A 16565-nucleotide genomic window follows, 5' to 3' on the forward strand; every position below is an offset into this window, starting at 1 on the left:
GACATGCCGATCGAAATTCTCATGCCCGCTCTCTCGCCGACCATGGAAGAGGGCAATCTGTCCAAGTGGTTGAAGAACGAAGGCGACAAGGTCGTCGCCGGCGACGTGATCGCCGAGATCGAAACCGACAAGGCGACGATGGAAGTCGAAGCCGTCGACGAAGGCACGCTGGCCAAGATCGTGGTTCCCGCCGGCACCGAAGGCGTCAAGGTCAATGCCGTGATCGCCGTCCTTGCCGTTGAAGGCGAAGACACCGACAAGGCCGGCGAAGGCATCGGCGAAGAGCCTGCCAAGGCTCAGGCAAAGGCGCCTGCGCCAGTTGCGGCCAAGAGCGAGGCCGCCGCACCTGTCGCGGCGGCACCGAAGACCGAAATCGCCGCCGATCCGGACATTCCGGCCGGCACCGAGATGGTCTCGACCACCGTGCGTGAAGCGCTGCGCGATGCCATGGCCGAGGAAATGCGCCGTGACGGCGACGTCTTCGTCATGGGTGAGGAAGTCGCCGAATATCAGGGCGCCTACAAGATCACCCAAGGCCTGCTGCAGGAATTCGGTCCGCGGCGCGTCGTCGATACGCCGATCACCGAACATGGCTTTGCCGGCGTCGGCGTCGGCGCGGCGATGGCGGGCCTGAAGCCGATCGTCGAGTTCATGACCTTCAACTTCGCCATGCAGGCGATCGACCAGATCATCAATTCGGCCGCCAAGACCCTCTATATGTCGGGCGGCCAGATGGGCGCGCCGATCGTGTTCCGTGGGCCGAACGGCGCGGCAGCCCGCGTCGCCGCCCAGCACTCCCAATGCTATGCCGCCTGGTACAGCCACATTCCAGGCCTGAAAGTCGTGATGCCTTATACGGCCGCCGACGCCAAGGGCTTGCTCAAGGCGGCGATCCGAGATCCGAACCCGGTCATCTTCCTCGAGAACGAGATCCTCTACGGCCAGTCCTTCGACGTGCCGAAGCTGGACGATTTCGTGCTGCCGATCGGCAAGGCGCGCATCCACAAGCAGGGCAAGGACGTCACCATCGTCTCGTTCGGCATCGGCATGACCTATGCGGTGAAGGCTGAAGCCGAATTGCGTGGCCTGGGCATCGATGCCGAGATCATCGATCTCAGAACCGTTCGTCCGCTCGACCTCGACACCATCATTGCCTCGGTCAAGAAGACCAACCGGCTGGTCGTGGTGGAGGAGGGCTTCCCGCAGAACTCGGTCGGCGACCATATCGCCAACCAGGTGTCGCAGCGCGCCTTCGATTTCCTCGATGCGCCTGTGATCACCATCGCCGGCAAGGACGTGCCGATGCCTTATGCGGCGAACCTCGAAAAACTGGCATTGCCGAATGTCGGCGAGGTCATCGAGGCGGTCAAAGCCGTCACGTATCGCTGAACCGGGCGGGAGGACAAAAATGCCAATCAACATCACCATGCCGGCGCTCTCGCCCACGATGGAAGAGGGCAATCTTTCCAAGTGGCTGGTCAAGGAAGGCGACAAGGTTTCGCCGGGCGACGTCATCGCCGAGATCGAGACCGACAAGGCGACGATGGAGGTCGAAGCCGTCGATGAAGGTACCGTGGCCAAGCTCGTCGTGCCGGCCGGAACGGAGGGCGTCAAGGTCAACGCGCTGATCGCCGTGCTTGCGGCCGAGGGCGAAGATGCGGGTGCTGCCGCCAAAAGCGGTGGCGATGCCGCATCAAAGGCTGAAGCTTCAAGGACTGAAGCTCCAAAAGCGGATACTCCGAAGGTTGAGTCACCCAAGGAATCGCCGAAGCCGGCGACTTCCGCTGCGCCGGCGCCGACGAAGGCTGAGCCTGCTCCGGCCGCCAACGGCCATGCCGGTGGCGAGCGCACCTTTGCGTCGCCGCTCGCGCGCCGCATTGCCAAGGACGCGGGCGTCGACGTGTCCGCTGTGACCGGCACCGGTCCGCATGGCCGCGTGGTCAAGGCCGATGTCGATGCCGCGATCGCCGGCGGCGGCGCCAAGGCAGCGCCTGCGGCCAAGGCTCCGGCTGGTGCGCCGGCCGCCGCACCGGCCGTAAAGGCGATGTCGGACGATCAGGTGCTGAAGCTGTTCGAGCAAGGCTCCTACGAGCTCGTCCCGCATGACAATATGCGCAAGACCATCGCGCGGCGCCTGGTCGAAGCCAAGACCACAATCCCGCATTTCTACTTGACCCTCGACTGTGAACTCGACGCGCTGCTGGCCCTGCGCTCGCAGCTCAATGCGGCGGCTCCAGTGAAGAAGACCGACAAGGGCGAGGCGCCGGCCTACAAGCTGTCGGTCAACGACATGGTGATCAAGGCGATGGCGATGGCGCTGAAGGCAGTGCCGGATGCCAACGCCTCCTGGACCGAGAGCGCCATGGTCAAGCACAAGCATGCCGATGTCGGTGTCGCCGTCTCGATCCCCGGCGGGCTGATCACGCCGATCATCCGCCATGCTGACGAAAAGACGCTGTCTGTCATCTCCAACGAGATGAAGGATCTGGCGAGCCGGGCGCGCAGCCGCAAGCTGAAGCCGGAAGAGTATCAGGGCGGCACGACGGCGGTGTCCAATCTCGGCATGTTCGGCATCAAGGATTTCGCCGCCGTCATCAACCCGCCGCATGCGACGATCCTGGCGGTGGGGGCCGGCGAGGAGCGGGCGGTGGTCAAGAACGGCGAGATCAAGATTGCCACCGTGATGTCGGTGACGCTGTCGACCGACCATCGTGCCGTCGACGGCGCGCTTGGTGCGGAACTGCTGGTCGCCTTCAAGCGGCTGATCGAAAATCCGATGGGCATGCTGGTCTAGGAAAGGGAAAGGCTGTGCGAATATTCTTCACCAGCCTTTTCGCTTTTTTCATTTCCGGATTGGCCGGCGGTCTGATCGCGCAATGGTTGGCTGTCGCGACCGGCGCCGAGGAAGAATACATCATCGTCTTCATGGTCTCGGTGCTGGTGACTTTTGTCGTCACCTTCATCTTCTTCGTGGCGCAATTGATGAACGATCCGGTCGCGGCGGTGTCGAGGGCCGGGAAGTGGACGCTGATTGTGTTTGTGGCGCTGATCGTCCTCTTGGTCGGGGTGATCCTATACAGCGACAGCAGCGCCGCGGTGGTCAGGAAAGACATGCCGATGGTTGCCGGTCTCGGTCTGCCGGGTTTGGTGACGATCATCATCCATTGGTTGTTCGTGCGCTGGCGCGTGAAGCGCGGTGTGGCCGACATAAGGCGGGTTGACGGATGAAGACGGTTCTTTGTTACGGCGACTCGCTGACCTGGGGCTACAATGCCGAAGGTGGACGTCATGCGCTCGAGGATCGCTGGCCAAGTGTGCTGCAGGCCGGGCTCGGTGAAGGCGTTCAGGTGATCGCCGACGGCCTCAATGGCCGCACCACCGCCTTCGACGATCATCTGGCCGGAGCCGACCGCAACGGTGCGCGGTTGCTGCCGACGGTGCTGACGACGCATGCGCCGATCGACCTGATCGTCATCATGCTCGGCGCCAATGACATGAAGCCGTGGATCCATGGCAATCCGGTCGCGGCCAAGCAAGGCATCCAGCGGCTGATCGATATCGTGCGTGGCCACGACTATCCGTTCGACTGGCCGGCACCCCAGATCCTGATTGTCTCGCCGCCCGTTGTAACCCGGACCGAGAATGCCGATTTCAAGGCGATGTTCGCCGGCGGCGACGACGCTTCGAAACAGCTTGCACCGCAATACGAGGCACTCGCCGACGAAGCCGGCTGCGGCTTCTTCGACGCCGGCACCGTGGCGCAAACCACGCCGCTCGACGGTGTCCACCTCGACGCCGAAAACACGCGAAATATCGGCAAGGCGCTGGCACCGGCCATACGCGTCATGTTGGAATTGTGATTGAAGGAGAAAACCGTGGCTGAGAACTACGACGTCATCATCATCGGCTCCGGCCCCGGCGGCTACGTTACGGCGGTGCGGTCCGCCCAGCTTGGCTTCAAGACGGCGATCGTCGAGCGCGAGCATCTGGGCGGCATCTGCCTGAACTGGGGCTGCATCCCGACCAAGGCGCTGCTGCGCTCGGCCGAAATCATGCATTATTCGGATCACTTGAAGGATTACGGGCTGAAGCTCGATGGCGGCAAGATCAGTGCCGATACCGCCGCTGTCGTCGACCGCTCGCGCAAAGTGTCGCTCAGGCTCAATGGCGGCGTCGCCTTCCTGATGAAGAAGAACAAGGTCGACGTGATCTGGGGCGAGGCCAAGCTCTCCAAGCCCGGCGAAATCGTCGTGACCAACACGGCCAAGAAGCCGATGGTACCGCAGCCACCAGTGCCGAAAGGCGTCAAGGGCGAGGGCACGTACACCGCCAAGCACATCATCCTGGCGACGGGTGCGCGGCCGCGCGCGCTGCCCGGCATCGAGCCGGACGGCAAGCTGATCTGGACCTATTTCGAGGCCATGGTGCCCAAGGAGATGCCGAAGTCGCTTCTGGTGATGGGCTCCGGCGCCATCGGTATCGAATTCGCCTCCTTCTACCGCACGATGGGCGCCGACGTGACGGTCGTCGAACTGCTGCCGGCGGTGATGCCGGTAGAGGACGCCGAAGTTTCGAAATTCGCGCAAAAGCAGTTCGAGAAGCAAGGCATGAAGATCATCCTCGAAGCCAAGGTGACCAAGGTCGAAAAGGGCGCCAATTCGGTCACCGCCCATGTCGAGATGAAGGACGGCAAGGTCGAGAAGATCACCGCCGACCGCATGATCTCCGCCGTCGGCGTTCAGGGCAATATCGAGAACCTCGGCCTTGAAGCGCTGGGCGTGAAGACCGATCGCGGCTGCGTGGTCGTCGATGGCTACGGCAAGACCAACGTGCCAGGGATCTACGCCATCGGCGACGTCGCCGGCCCGCCGATGCTTGCCCACAAGGCCGAGCACGAGGGCGTGGTGTGCGTCGAGAAGATCGCTGACTTTCCCGGCGTACATGCCATCGACAAGCTCAAGATCCCCGGATGCACCTACTGCAACCCGCAGGTCGCCTCGGTCGGCCTGACGGAAGCGAAGGCCAAGGCGGAGGGCAAGGACATCCGCGTTGGCCGCTTCCAGTTCGCCGCCAACGGCAAGGCGATCGCGCTTGGCGAGGACCAGGGTTTCATCAAGACCATCTTCGACAAGAAGACCGGTCAGCTGCTGGGTGCGCACATGGTCGGCGCCGAAGTGACCGAATTGATCCAGGGCTTTGTGGTGGCGATGAACCTCGAAACGACCGAGGAAGAGTTGATGCACACCATCTTCCCGCATCCGACGCTGTCTGAGATGATGAAGGAAAGCGTGCTCGACGCCTATGGCCGCGCCTTGAACGCATGATAGATTTGCCGCAGGAGACTCAGCCGCGCAAGCTGTGGGATCTCGACGGCAAGGCAGCTCGTTTCCGGACGCATTTTTACGCGCACAAGGAGAAGGCATATGCACTTGAACGGCGTGGGCTGGATCGCAGCCATCATCATCGGCGGCCTGGCAGGCTGGTTTGCCGAAATGGTCATGAAGAGCAACACCGGCATCTTCATGAACATTATCATGGGCATCGTTGGCGCTGTCGTGTTGAACGCCATTTTGCAGGCACTCAATTTCGGCCCATTCGGCGTCGGCTGGACAGCCTATCTGATCACCGGCTTCATCGGCGCCTGCCTGCTGATCTGGGTCGGGCGCCTGGTGCGCCGCTAGCCGATATCTCTTCGGCTATGCGCAAATGGTTGTGGCGGCATGTGCCGCCGCAGCCTTTTTCTTTATGCTGAAAAGCCCTAAATGACGTTGAAATGACGATCGCCGGTGGGCGGTCGCGAGAAAAGCCAGGGTTCAGATGGTCACTGTCCTCGACACGATCGCCAACGCGCCGCGGCTGCGGCATCCCGAGAAGGCCCACAAGCCCGACCAGGAGGTGTTGCGCAAGCCGGACTGGATCCGCGTCAAGGCGCCGGTATCGAAAGGCTATGCCGAGACACGCGAGATCGTGAAGTCGCACAAGCTGGTGACGGTGTGCGAAGAAGCCGGCTGCCCGAATATAGGCGAGTGCTGGGAAAAGAAGCATGCCACCTTCATGATCATGGGCGAGATCTGCACGCGCGCCTGCGCCTTCTGCAACGTCGCCACCGGCATTCCGACCGCGCTCGACCCCGATGAGCCAGCGCGCGTCGCGCACGCCGTCAAGCAGATGGGGCTCACCCACGTCGTCATCACCTCGGTCGACCGCGACGATCTCGCCGATGGCGGCGCGCAGCACTTTGCCGATGTCATCCGTGCGATCCGGGCGGCAACGCCTCTGACGACGATCGAAATCCTGACGCCGGATTTCCTGCGCAAGGACGGGGCGCTGGAAATCGTCGTGGCGGCCAGGCCCGACGTCTTCAACCACAATCTCGAAACCGTGCCGTCGAATTATCTGAAGGTCCGGCCCGGCGCCCGCTATTTCCACTCGATCCGCCTGCTGCAGCGGGTCAAGGAACTCGATCCGTCGATCTTCACCAAGTCCGGCATCATGGTGGGGCTGGGCGAGGAGCGGAATGAAATCCTGCAGCTGATGGACGATCTGCGCTCGGCCAATGTCGACTTCATGACCATCGGCCAGTACCTGCAGCCGTCGAAGAAGCACCATCCGGTGATCCGCTTCGTCACCCCGGAAGAATTCAAGTCCTTCGAGACGATCGGCAAGACCAAGGGTTTTCTGCTGGTGGCGTCGAGCCCGCTGACGCGCTCCTCGCATCACGCCGGCGATGATTTCGCCAGGCTGCGCGCGGCGCGCGAAGCGCAGCTCGCGAAATCGCTCTGATGCATCTTCGACGCGACGCGCTTTAGAGCCGGGTTCATGCCGAAATTCGAAGCCACCCGCCGCGTTGCCCACACGCCTCGGCAGATGTTCGCGCTGGTCGCCGATATCGAGACCTATCCGCAATTCCTGCCGCTTTGCGAGGCGCTGACGGTCCGCTCGCGCAAGGAGCGTGACGGACGCACCATCCTCGTCGCCGACATGAGCATCGGCTACAAGGCGATCCGTGAGACCTTCACCACGCAGGTGCTGCTGAAGCCCGACGAGAACGCCATCGATGTGAAATACATCGACGGCCCGTTCAAATATCTGAGCAATGTCTGGCGTTTCGAGCCAGACGGCGCCGGCTGCGCCGTGCGCTTCTTCATCGACTATGAATTCAAGAGCCGCATCCTGGGCGCGCTGATGGGCACGATGTTCGATCGTGCCTTCCGTATGTTCGCCGAGGCTTTCGAGAAGCGCGCTGATGTCATCTACGGCAAGACACCGGCGGCCTGACTCTCGCCAAGTGCCTGCAAGCCGAGCTCCAGCGCATGTTTGACCGTTTCCCGGCGGATGAAGTCGCGGCCATTGTCGGCAAACAGCTTTCGTTCGGCCGTCACGGGTCGGCCGTTGACGGCAACGCCAAACCAGACCAGCCCGACCGGCTTTTCCGCGGAACCGCCGCCCGGACCGGCAATGCCTGTGACCGCCATCGTCAGCGCGGCGCGCGAACGGGCAAGCGCACCGGCTGCCATCTCGGTTGCCGTCTCGCGGGATACCGCGCCATGCGCGTCGAGCGTGGTGGCGCGAACGCCGAGCATGTCCATCTTGGCTTCATTGGAATAGGTGATGAAGCCGCGATCGACCACGGCGGAAGAGCCGGCGATGTCGGTCAGCGCGGCGATGATCATGCCTCCCGTGCAGCTTTCCGCCGTCGCCAGCATGATGCCGCGCTCGCGGCAGGCCTCGAACAGGGCGATTGCCAGTTCGCCGTTGGTCATTCCGGAACCTCGCCGGGAAACACGACACTGGCGGTGGCGATCGCCGCGATACCTTCCTCGCGACCGACGAAGCCGAGCTTCTCGTTGGTTGTCGCCTTGACCGAGATGCGGTCGGCCGAAACGCCCAGCATCTGGGAAAGGACCGATGTCATCGCCTCGCGGTGCGGGCCGACGCGCGGCGCCTCGCAGATCAGCGTGATGTCGGCATTGGCGATGCGCCCGCCGCGCTCGCGCACCAGTCTTGCCGCATGTTCGACGAATATGCGCGAGGCAGCGCCTTTCCACCGCGGATCGGACGGCGGAAAGTGCGTGCCGATGTCGCCGGCCCCGCAGGTCGCCAACAGTGCGTCGGTCAGGGCGTGCAGGCCGACATCGGCGTCGGAATGGCCCGACAGTTTCCTGTCATGCGGGATGGCGACGCCGCAGAGCGTGACGTGGTCGCCGGGCTCGAAGGCATGGACGTCATAGCCATTGCCGGTGCGGATATCGGGGAAGTGCGCCCGTTCGCTGGAAAGCCGCTGGTGTGCCATGGAGATGTCCCGTGCCCAGGTGAGTTTGACATTGTCCGGCGAGCCGGGAACGAGCTTCACCGGCATCTGCATCCATTCTGCGATCGACGCGTCGTCGGTAAAGTCGGTCTTGCCGCTGCTGTAGGCTTCCTCATGCATCGTCATGATGGCAAGGAATGGAAAGCCTTGCGGCGTTTGCGCCGCGTGCAGCCCGCTCCTGGGGACTGTTTCGCCGACCATGCCGGTGGCCGATTCGCGTTTCAGCGTGTCGGCGACCGGCAGTGCGGGAAGCGCGCCCTCTCGCTCGCCGATAGCCGCGATGGTGCGGTCGATCAGATCCACGTCGACAAAGGGGCGTGCGGCATCGTGGATGAGAACCTTGTCCGGCGCGTAGCTTCTCAGCGCCTGCAGCCCGAGCCGAACCGAATCCTGCCGGGTTGCGCCCCCGGCGATTGCCGTCACCCGATCGGCGTCGGTGCCGACCGCTTGCCGGAAAAGCTCGCGGTCCTCGGCATGAATGGCCACGACGATCCGGCCGATGAGCGGGTGCGCCAGAAAAATGTCGATGACGCGAGCGATGACGGCGCGACCGCCAATTCGTTGATATTGCTTGGGACCATCGGCCTGTCCGGCGCGCGCGCCGCGGCCTGCCGCGACGATAACCACCGCGACTTTGCCACCCGGATCCGAAGCCTGATTTTCAGTAGCGCCCGTCATGCCGTCTGGTCCTAGTCGCGGCCAAGGACGAAGGCCAGCTTTTTCCCAATTGCGCCTTAATGTGGCGTCATTGCGCGTTGCACATTTCTCTCGATCTGGCTAGAGAATGTGCAACGAATGGACATGCTTGGTTTTTGTGCATGGTTAACTTGATCAGATTGGCAGCGCCGTTCAATGTCGGCGGCGTGATAATCCGCAACCGCGTTTTCCTCGCGCCGATGTCGGGGATCACCGACGAGGCGTTCAGGCAGCGCGCGTATGCGCATGGCGCCGGCTTGGTCGTGTCCGAAATGGTGGCAAGCGGCGAACTCGCCAAGGGCAGGGCCGGCTGCGATCTGCGCATACGCCATTCCGGCCTGCCCGTCCATATGGTGCAGCTTGCCGGCCGTGAGGCTATCCACATGGCCGAAGGCGCTCGGATCGCCGCCGGTGAGGGCGCCAACATCATCGACATCAACATGGGCTGCCCGGCCAAGAAGGTCACCGGTGGCTATGCCGGCTCGGCGTTGATGCTCGACCTCGACCACGCGCTTTCGCTGATCGAGGCCGTGGTCGGCGCCGTCAAGGTGCCGGTGACGGTCAAAATGCGGCTGGGTTGGGACGAAGGTGCACTCAACGCTCCCGTCCTTGCACGCCGGGCCGAGCAGGCGGGCGTCAGGATGGTCACTGTCCATGGCCGCACACGCTGCCAGTTCTACCAGGGCAAGGCGGACTGGCGCGCCATCGCTCGCGTCAAAGAGGCCGTATCCATCCCGGTCGTCGCCAATGGCGATGTATGCTCGCCTGCCGAAGCCTCGCTCATTCTCGAACAGTCCGGCGCCGACGCGGTGATGGTCGGCCGTGCCCACTATGGCGCGCCATGGATCGCCGGCAGCATCGCGTCGGCCGCGGCCGGGACATTTTCGCCCGGCATTCCCGAGACCCGCCAGGCGCTCGCCGATTATGTCGTTGCCCATTACGAGGACATGCTGGCGCTTTACGGCATCGAGAGCGGCCTGCGGCAGGCGCGCAAGCATCTCGGCTGGTATCTAGACCGACATGCCGAAGGTGCCGCCGGCGACACTAGAAAAGCGATCATGACCGGGTTCGAACCGGCCCGCGTCATTGCCTTGCTGCGCGATGTGTTCTCGCGCGATCCGCAAACCTTGAACCTGCGGAGCGCCGCATGACCGCCACCGCCGTCCAGGGCACCGAAATGGCGGATGCCGCCCAGATCGTGCTGAACACGATTCGCCGCCCGGTGATCATGATCAGCGAGGAAGGGTTCATCACCTTCGCCAACGCCGATGCCGAGGATTTCTTTCGCTCGAGCGCAACCATGCTGGCGCGCAACACCTTGTCCAAACTCATACCGTTCGGCAGCCCGTTGCTGACGCTGGTCGACCAGGTGCGCGAGCGCCGCGCGCCCGTCAACGAGTATCGGGTCGACGTCTCGTCACCGCGCCTCGGCATCGAGAAGGTCGTCGATCTCTATGTCGCGCCGGTGCCGGAATTTCCGGGTTCCGTCGTGGTCATGTTCCAGGAGCGATCGATGGCCGACAAGATCGACCGCCAGATGACGCATCGCGGTGCGGCACGCTCGGTGACCGGCCTGGCGGCGATGCTGGCGCATGAGATCAAGAACCCGCTCTCCGGCATCAGGGGAGCGGCGCAACTGCTCGAACTGTCGGCGTCCGATGAGGATCGCGCGCTGACGCGGCTGATCACCGACGAGACGGACCGCATCGTGTCGCTGGTCGACCGTATGGAGGTGTTTTCGGACGAACGGCCGATCGACCGCTATCCCGTGAATATCCATGTCGTGCTCGATCATGTGAAGGCGATTGCAAAGAACGGTTTCGCAAAGAAAATCAAGATATTGGAAGATTATGATCCATCATTGCCTCCGGTATTCGCCAATCGCGACCAGCTGATCCAGGTGTTCCTCAATCTGGTCAAGAACGCCGCCGAGGCGATCGGCAGCGATCCCCAGGGCGAGATCGTGCTGTCCACCGCCTTCCGGCCCGGCATTCGCGTTTCGGTCCCGGGCACGCAGGACCGTGTATCTTTGCCGCTGGAGTTCTGCGTGCGCGACAATGGTTCCGGCGTCTCGGAAGATATCCTGCCGATCCTGTTCGATCCCTTCATCACCACCAAGCCGAACGGTTCGGGGCTGGGACTGGCGCTGGTCGCCAAGATCGTCGGTGAACATGGCGGCATCATCGAATGTGATTCGACGCCGCGCGCAACGACGTTCCGGGTCCTGATGCCGGCCTGGAAGGAAACGGCGCTGGGCGCCGATCAAGATGGCGAAGGAGATCGCAAATGACCGTTCGCGGCAATATTCTCGTCGCCGACGACGACGCGGCGATTCGCACCGTGCTCAATCAGGCCCTGTCGCGTGTCGGTCACGAGGTGCGCGTCACCTCCAACGCCTCGACCCTGTGGCGTTGGGTGGCGGCCGGGGAAGGTGATCTCGTCATCACCGACGTCGTGATGCCGGACGAGAACGCCTTCGACATGTTGCCGCGCATCAAGAAGGCGCGGCCGGAACTGCCTGTCATCGTCATGAGCGCCCAGAACACGTTCATGACGGCGATCCGTGCTTCCGAAACCGGCGCCTACGAATATCTGCCGAAGCCGTTCGACCTGACGGAGCTCCTCAACATCGTCAACCGCGCGCTGTCAGAGCCCCGCCGGCCAAAGATCGACACGCGGCCGGATGAGCAGCCCGAATCGATGCCGCTGGTCGGCCGTTCGGCCGCCATGCAGGACATCTACCGCATGCTGGCGCGCATGATGCAGACCGACCTGACGGTGATGATCTCGGGCGAATCGGGCACCGGCAAGGAACTGGTGGCGCGGGCGCTGCATGAATATGGACGCCGCCGAGGCGGTCCGTTCGTCGCCATCAACATGGCGGCGATCCCGCGAGATCTCATCGAATCGGAATTGTTCGGCCACGAGAAGGGCGCCTTCACCGGCGCGCAGAACCGCTCGACCGGTCGCTTCGAGCAGGCCGAGGGCGGCACGCTGTTCCTCGACGAGATCGGCGACATGCCGATGGAGGCGCAGACGCGCCTGCTGCGGGTCCTTCAGCAGGGCGAGTACACGACCGTCGGCGGCCGCACGCCGATCAAGACCGATGTGCGCATCGTTGCCGCCACCAACAAGGATCTGCGGACGCTGATCAACCAGGGCCTCTTTCGCGAGGACCTTTTCTACCGTCTCAACGTCGTGCCGCTCAGGTTGCCGGCGCTGCGCGAACGCTCCGAGGACGTGCCCGACCTGGTCCGGCATTTCTTCAAGCTTGGCGAGATGGAGGGGCTGCAGACCAAGCGCATCTCTTCGGGCGGCATCGAACTGATGAAGCGCTATCCCTGGCCGGGCAATGTGCGCGAGCTTGAAAACCTCGTTCGCAGGCTCGCCGCGCTCTATTCGCAGGACGAGATTTCAGCCGAAATCATCGAGGCTGAGCTCAAGACAGGCGAGCGCCCGGTGGTACCCGGTGCCGGCAACCTCATTCCCGACGATCTTTCCATCGGTCAGGCGGTGGAGCACTTCCTGCAGCGTTATTTCGCCTCCTTTGCTGGCGAATTGCCGCCCGCCGGCCTCTACGAGCGCATTCTGTCCGAAGTCGAATATCCGTTGGTACTGGCTTCGATGACGGCAACCCGCGGCAACCAGATCAAGGCCGCGGAGCTTTTGGGGCTCAACCGCAACACGCTGCGCAAGAAGATTCGCGAATTGGGCGTCAACGTCTACAAGTCATCGCGCCAGACCTGAGCCCGCGCCAGGCACACCATCTTTTCAGGGGACCGAACGGGGAAAGATTCCCGTCCGTGTCACACTTGTTGCATAATCGCCACAATGCGTTGCATAGATCGGACGCAATCACTGGTTCTAGACGGCGATATGGCTTCGCAGGCACCAACACTGAACGAACCGCTTTTTAGCAAACCCGGCGCGCGCGACGGGCGCCGGCTGCTGGCGCTGCCCGGCGTGGTGGCGGTTGTCGGCGCGCTGATCATGGCGGCCATCTCGTTTGCCATCCTGGTGGGCGCCACTCCGATCGCGCCCGACGCCAAGGCGACCTGGTCGCTGATCGCACTCAACGCCGCCTTCGTGCTCTTCCTCATAGCCTTGATCGGCCGTGAGGTGCACCGCATCATCATGGCACGCCGGCATGGCAAGGCTGCGTCGAGGCTGCATGTGCGCATCGTTGCCATGTTCGCGCTCGTCGCCGCCATTCCGGCCATCATGGTGGCGATCATCGCATCGATCACGCTCGACATCGGCCTTGATCGCTGGTTCGAGATTCGCACCAAGACGATCGTCAACTCATCCCTGTCGATCGCCGACGCCTATGTTCAGGAGAACGCGCGCAACCTGCAGGGCACGACATTGTCGATGGCCTATGACCTCGATGCGTCGCGGACGCTCTACGGCCTCGATCGCACCGGCTTTCTCGATCTGATGAACAAGGAGGCCGTGGGCCGCTCGCTTGCCCACGCCGCGCTGATCAAGGCCGACGGCTCCTTCGTCATGAGCGCGAAGACCGATGTCGATTTCGCCATGCCGGAGCCACCCGAAGGCGCCGTGGCCAGTGCCGAAGACGGCAAGCCCGTGCTGATCGAACCGCGCACGCGCAACATCATGGGCGCTATCGTCAAGCTGCGCGAGATCGAAGGGCTCTATCTCTACACCATCCGCCTTGTCGATCCCGATGTGATCAAGGCGCGCCAGATCGTGCGGTCCAACACTGACGAATATCGTGGTCTGGAAGACAATCGCCGCACCTCGCAGGTGGCCTTCGCGCTGCCCTACCTGTCGCTGACGCTGATTGTCATCCTGTCGGCGATCTGGACCGGCATTGCCGTCGCCGACCGTCTGGTGCGGCCAATCCGGCAGCTCATTGGTGCCGCCGACGAGGTTGCTACCGGAAACCTGGACGTTGCGGTGCCGGTGCGGCCGTCCGACGGCGATGTCGCCTCGCTTGGCGACACGTTCAACAAGATGCTGCTCGAGCTGAAATCGCAGCGAAACGAAATCCTGTCCGCTAAGGACCTGATCGACGAGCGCCGCCGTTTTTCCGAAGCGGTGCTTGCCGGCGTCACGGCCGGCGTCATCGGCGTCGATCCATATGGCATCGTCACCATCGTCAACCGCTCGGCCGAGACCATGCTGGCCATCTCCGCCAGCGCGGCCCTTGGGCAGAATCTTTCCGCTGTCCTGCCGCATGTCGGCCGCGTTTTCGAGATTGGCCGCAAGTCCGGCAAACCGGTTTACCGCGAGCAGGTGACCTTCTATCGCGCCGGCGCCGAGCGGACCTTCAATGTGCAGGTCACGATCGAGGCAGGCGACGATGGCTCCGAGGAAAAATCCTATGTGGTGACGGTCGATGACATCACCGACCTGGTTCAGGCCCAGCGTTCGTCCGCATGGGCCGATGTCGCGCGGCGCATTGCCCACGAGATCAAGAACCCACTGACGCCGATCCAGCTTTCCGCCGAGCGCATCAAGCGCCGCTATGGCAAGGTGATCACCGAGGATCGCGAAGTTTTCGACCAGTGTACTGACACAATCATCCGGCAGGTGGAGGACATTGGCCGCATGGTCGACGAGTTCTCGGCTTTCGCGCGCATGCCAAAACCCGAGATGAAGGCCATCGACCTTCGCGAATCACTGCGCGAGGCTTCTTTCCTGGTCGAAGTCAGCCGCGCCGACATCACCTTCGAGCGGATATTCGGCAATGAACCACTCAAGGGCACGTTCGACAGCCGGCTGATGGCCCAGGCCTTCGGCAATGTGATCAAGAACGCCGCCGAGGCGATCGACGGTTTGGAACAGAAGGACGGCTCGCACGGCATAATCCGGATTCAAGCCGGCCGCCACAATGGCGCGATTCGCATCGACGTCATCGACAATGGCAAAGGTCTGCCGCGCGAGAATCGCCAACGGCTGCTGGAGCCCTATATGACCACACGCGAGAAGGGCACCGGACTTGGTCTCGCTATCGTCAAGAAGATCGTGGAGGACCATGGCGGCAGGTTGGAACTCCATGACGCGCCTGCGGATTTCCATGGCGGGCGCGGCGCGATGATCAGCATCATCCTGCCGCCCTCCGCCGGCACCCCAACGCGCGGCGAAGGCAGGGCGGACCACGAACGAGAAACTGAAAAGGTCGGTAATGGCGTCTGATATTCTCATCGTCGATGACGAGGAAGACATCCGCGAGCTCGTCGCAGGCATCCTCAGTGACGAGGGTCACGAAACCCGTACGGCATTCGACGCCGACAGTGCACTGGCGGCCATCGCCGATCGGGCGCCGAGGCTGATCTTCCTAGACATCTGGCTGCAGGGTTCGCGTCTGGACGGGTTGGCGTTGCTCGACGAGATCAAGACCATGCATCCGAACCTGCCCGTGGTGATGATTTCAGGTCATGGCAACATCGAAACGGCGGTCTCCGCCATTCGCCGCGGCGCCTATGACTTCATCGAGAAGCCGTTCAAGGCCGACAGGCTGATCCTCATCGCCGAGCGCGCGCTCGAGACCTCGAAATTGCGCCGCGAGGTTTCCGACCTCAAACTGCGCAGCGGCGAAACCTTCGACCTGATCGGCATGTCGTCGGCGATGAGCCAGTTGCGCCAGACCATCGAGCGCGTCGCGCCGACCAACAGCCGCGTGATGATCGTTGGCCCCTCCGGTTCGGGCAAGGAACTGGCGGCGCGCGCCATCCATACGCTGTCGACACGCAAGGGTGGGCCTTTCGTGACGCTGAGCGCCGCCAACATCACGCCCGAACGCATGGAGATCGAATTGTTCGGCACCGAATCGAACGGGGTCGAACGCAAGGTGGGAGCGCTGGAGGAAGCCCATCGCGGCATTCTCTACATCGACGAAGTGGCCGACATGCCGCGCGAGACGCAGAACAAGATTTTGCGCGTGCTGGTCGAACAGCAGTTCGAGCGGGTGGGCGGCACGAAGCGGGTCAAGGTCGATGTGCGCATCATTTCCTCGACCTCGCAGAACCTGGAGGCGATGATCGCCGACGGGCGTTTCCGCGAGGATCTTTACCACCGTCTCGCGGTCGTCCCGGTCATGGTGCCCGGACTTGCCGAGCGGCGCGAGGACATTCCCTATCTCGTCGACAATTTCATGAAGCAGATCGCCCGCCAGGCCGGCATCAAGCCGCGCCGCATCGGCGACGACGCACTGGCCGTGCTGCAGGCGCACAATTGGCCGGGCAACGTCCGCCAGCTGCGCAATAATGTCGAGCGGCTGATGATCCTGGCGCGCGGCGAGGACGTCGACGCGCCGATCACCGCCGATCTCTTGCCGTCCGAAATCGGCGATGTCATGCCGCGCACACCCAACCAGTCGGACCAGCACATCATGGCGCTGCCGCTGCGCGAGGCGCGCGAACAGTTCGAAAAGGACTATCTGATCGCCCAGATCAACCGGTTCGGCGGCAACATTTCGAAGACCGCCGAGTTCATCGGCATGGAACGCTCCGCCTTGCATCGCAAGCTGAAGTCGCTGGGCGTCTGACGGATACCCGGTGGCCCACGCGATTGTCCGTTACCTCAAGGGCGG

The 16565-nt window shown here is 63.0% G+C and carries 15 protein-coding genes; 13 read left to right on the top strand and 2 right to left on the bottom strand.

The window, feature by feature from the left end:
* The first annotated feature begins 3 nt into the window (after window positions 1-3).
* From LB564_RS01995 to LB564_RS02030, 8 genes are all read left to right on the top strand, one after another.
* On the top strand, window positions 4-1389 hold the full coding sequence (locus tag LB564_RS01995; RefSeq protein WP_224534591.1) for a pyruvate dehydrogenase complex E1 component subunit beta: 1386 nt from the start codon (window positions 4-6) through the stop codon (window positions 1387-1389).
* 19 nt (window positions 1390-1408) lie between these two features.
* Window positions 1409-2794, top strand: a complete 1386-nt coding sequence (locus tag LB564_RS02000; RefSeq protein WP_224534593.1) for a pyruvate dehydrogenase complex dihydrolipoamide acetyltransferase — start codon at window positions 1409-1411, stop codon at window positions 2792-2794.
* 14 nt (window positions 2795-2808) lie between these two features.
* Window positions 2809-3228 carry a hypothetical protein gene (locus tag LB564_RS02005; protein ID WP_224534595.1) on the top strand — a complete coding sequence of 140 codons (420 nt, stop codon included), beginning with the start codon at window positions 2809-2811 and terminating at the stop codon, window positions 3226-3228.
* The gene (locus LB564_RS02010) at window positions 3225-3860 is read left to right on the top strand and encodes an SGNH/GDSL hydrolase family protein (protein WP_224534598.1); all 636 of its coding nucleotides are present in this window, start codon (window positions 3225-3227) and stop codon (window positions 3858-3860) included. Before LB564_RS02005 ends, LB564_RS02010 begins: the two co-directional genes overlap by 4 nt.
* A gap of 15 nt (window positions 3861-3875) precedes the next feature.
* A complete protein-coding gene (gene lpdA, locus LB564_RS02015) occupies window positions 3876-5324 on the top strand; it encodes a dihydrolipoyl dehydrogenase (protein WP_224534600.1) in 1449 nt (482 codons plus the stop codon).
* Between the two features lie 99 nt (window positions 5325-5423).
* Window positions 5424-5681: a GlsB/YeaQ/YmgE family stress response membrane protein gene (locus LB564_RS02020; RefSeq protein WP_019858028.1), complete on the top strand. Its 258-nt coding sequence runs from the start codon at window positions 5424-5426 to the stop codon at window positions 5679-5681.
* A gap of 136 nt (window positions 5682-5817) precedes the next feature.
* The gene (gene lipA / locus LB564_RS02025) at window positions 5818-6783 is read left to right on the top strand and encodes a lipoyl synthase (RefSeq protein ID WP_127872368.1); all 966 of its coding nucleotides are present in this window, start codon (window positions 5818-5820) and stop codon (window positions 6781-6783) included.
* A 36-nt stretch (window positions 6784-6819) separates the two neighbouring features.
* On the top strand, window positions 6820-7278 hold the full coding sequence (locus LB564_RS02030; RefSeq protein WP_140701147.1) for a type II toxin-antitoxin system RatA family toxin: 459 nt from the start codon (window positions 6820-6822) through the stop codon (window positions 7276-7278).
* Here LB564_RS02030 and LB564_RS02035 read toward each other — a convergent pair.
* Together LB564_RS02035 and LB564_RS02040 are read right to left on the bottom strand one after the other, a co-directional pair.
* Complete coding sequence (locus tag LB564_RS02035; RefSeq protein WP_224534602.1) at window positions 7254-7763, bottom strand: CinA family protein; 510 nt, start codon at window positions 7761-7763, stop codon at window positions 7254-7256. The genes LB564_RS02030 and LB564_RS02035 overlap by 25 nt on opposite strands.
* Window positions 7760-8989, bottom strand: coding sequence for a bifunctional 2-C-methyl-D-erythritol 4-phosphate cytidylyltransferase/2-C-methyl-D-erythritol 2,4-cyclodiphosphate synthase (locus LB564_RS02040; protein ID WP_224534604.1), 1230 nt, complete (start codon window positions 8987-8989; stop codon window positions 7760-7762). Before LB564_RS02040 ends, LB564_RS02035 begins: the two co-directional genes overlap by 4 nt.
* A gap of 140 nt (window positions 8990-9129) precedes the next feature.
* On the opposite strand from LB564_RS02040, the gene dusB reads away from it, so the two are divergent.
* The 5 genes from dusB to LB564_RS02065 all read left to right on the top strand — a co-directional run bounded on the left by dusB (window position 9130) and on the right by LB564_RS02065 (window position 16520).
* On the top strand, window positions 9130-10158 hold the full coding sequence (dusB, locus tag LB564_RS02045) for a tRNA dihydrouridine synthase DusB (RefSeq protein WP_224534605.1): 1029 nt from the start codon (window positions 9130-9132) through the stop codon (window positions 10156-10158).
* Window positions 10155-11297: a two-component system sensor histidine kinase NtrB gene (locus tag LB564_RS02050; RefSeq protein WP_140701155.1), complete on the top strand. Its 1143-nt coding sequence runs from the start codon at window positions 10155-10157 to the stop codon at window positions 11295-11297. The genes dusB and LB564_RS02050 overlap by 4 nt, the downstream gene beginning before the upstream one ends.
* The gene (gene ntrC, locus LB564_RS02055) at window positions 11294-12754 is read left to right on the top strand and encodes a nitrogen regulation protein NR(I) (RefSeq protein WP_140701157.1); all 1461 of its coding nucleotides are present in this window, start codon (window positions 11294-11296) and stop codon (window positions 12752-12754) included. The genes LB564_RS02050 and ntrC overlap by 4 nt, the downstream gene beginning before the upstream one ends.
* 129 nt (window positions 12755-12883) lie before the next feature.
* Complete coding sequence (locus LB564_RS02060) at window positions 12884-15169, top strand: sensor histidine kinase NtrY-like (RefSeq protein WP_224534607.1); 2286 nt, start codon at window positions 12884-12886, stop codon at window positions 15167-15169.
* Window positions 15159-16520 (top strand): sigma-54-dependent transcriptional regulator, encoded by a 1362-nt coding sequence (locus LB564_RS02065; RefSeq protein WP_015317919.1) that lies wholly within the window; start codon window positions 15159-15161, stop codon window positions 16518-16520. The genes LB564_RS02060 and LB564_RS02065 overlap by 11 nt, the downstream gene beginning before the upstream one ends.
* Window positions 16521-16565 lie beyond the last annotated feature (45 nt).

The sequence above is a fragment of the Mesorhizobium sp. ES1-6 genome (assembly GCF_020164775.1).
Lineage (GTDB): Bacteria > Pseudomonadota > Alphaproteobacteria > Rhizobiales > Rhizobiaceae > Mesorhizobium.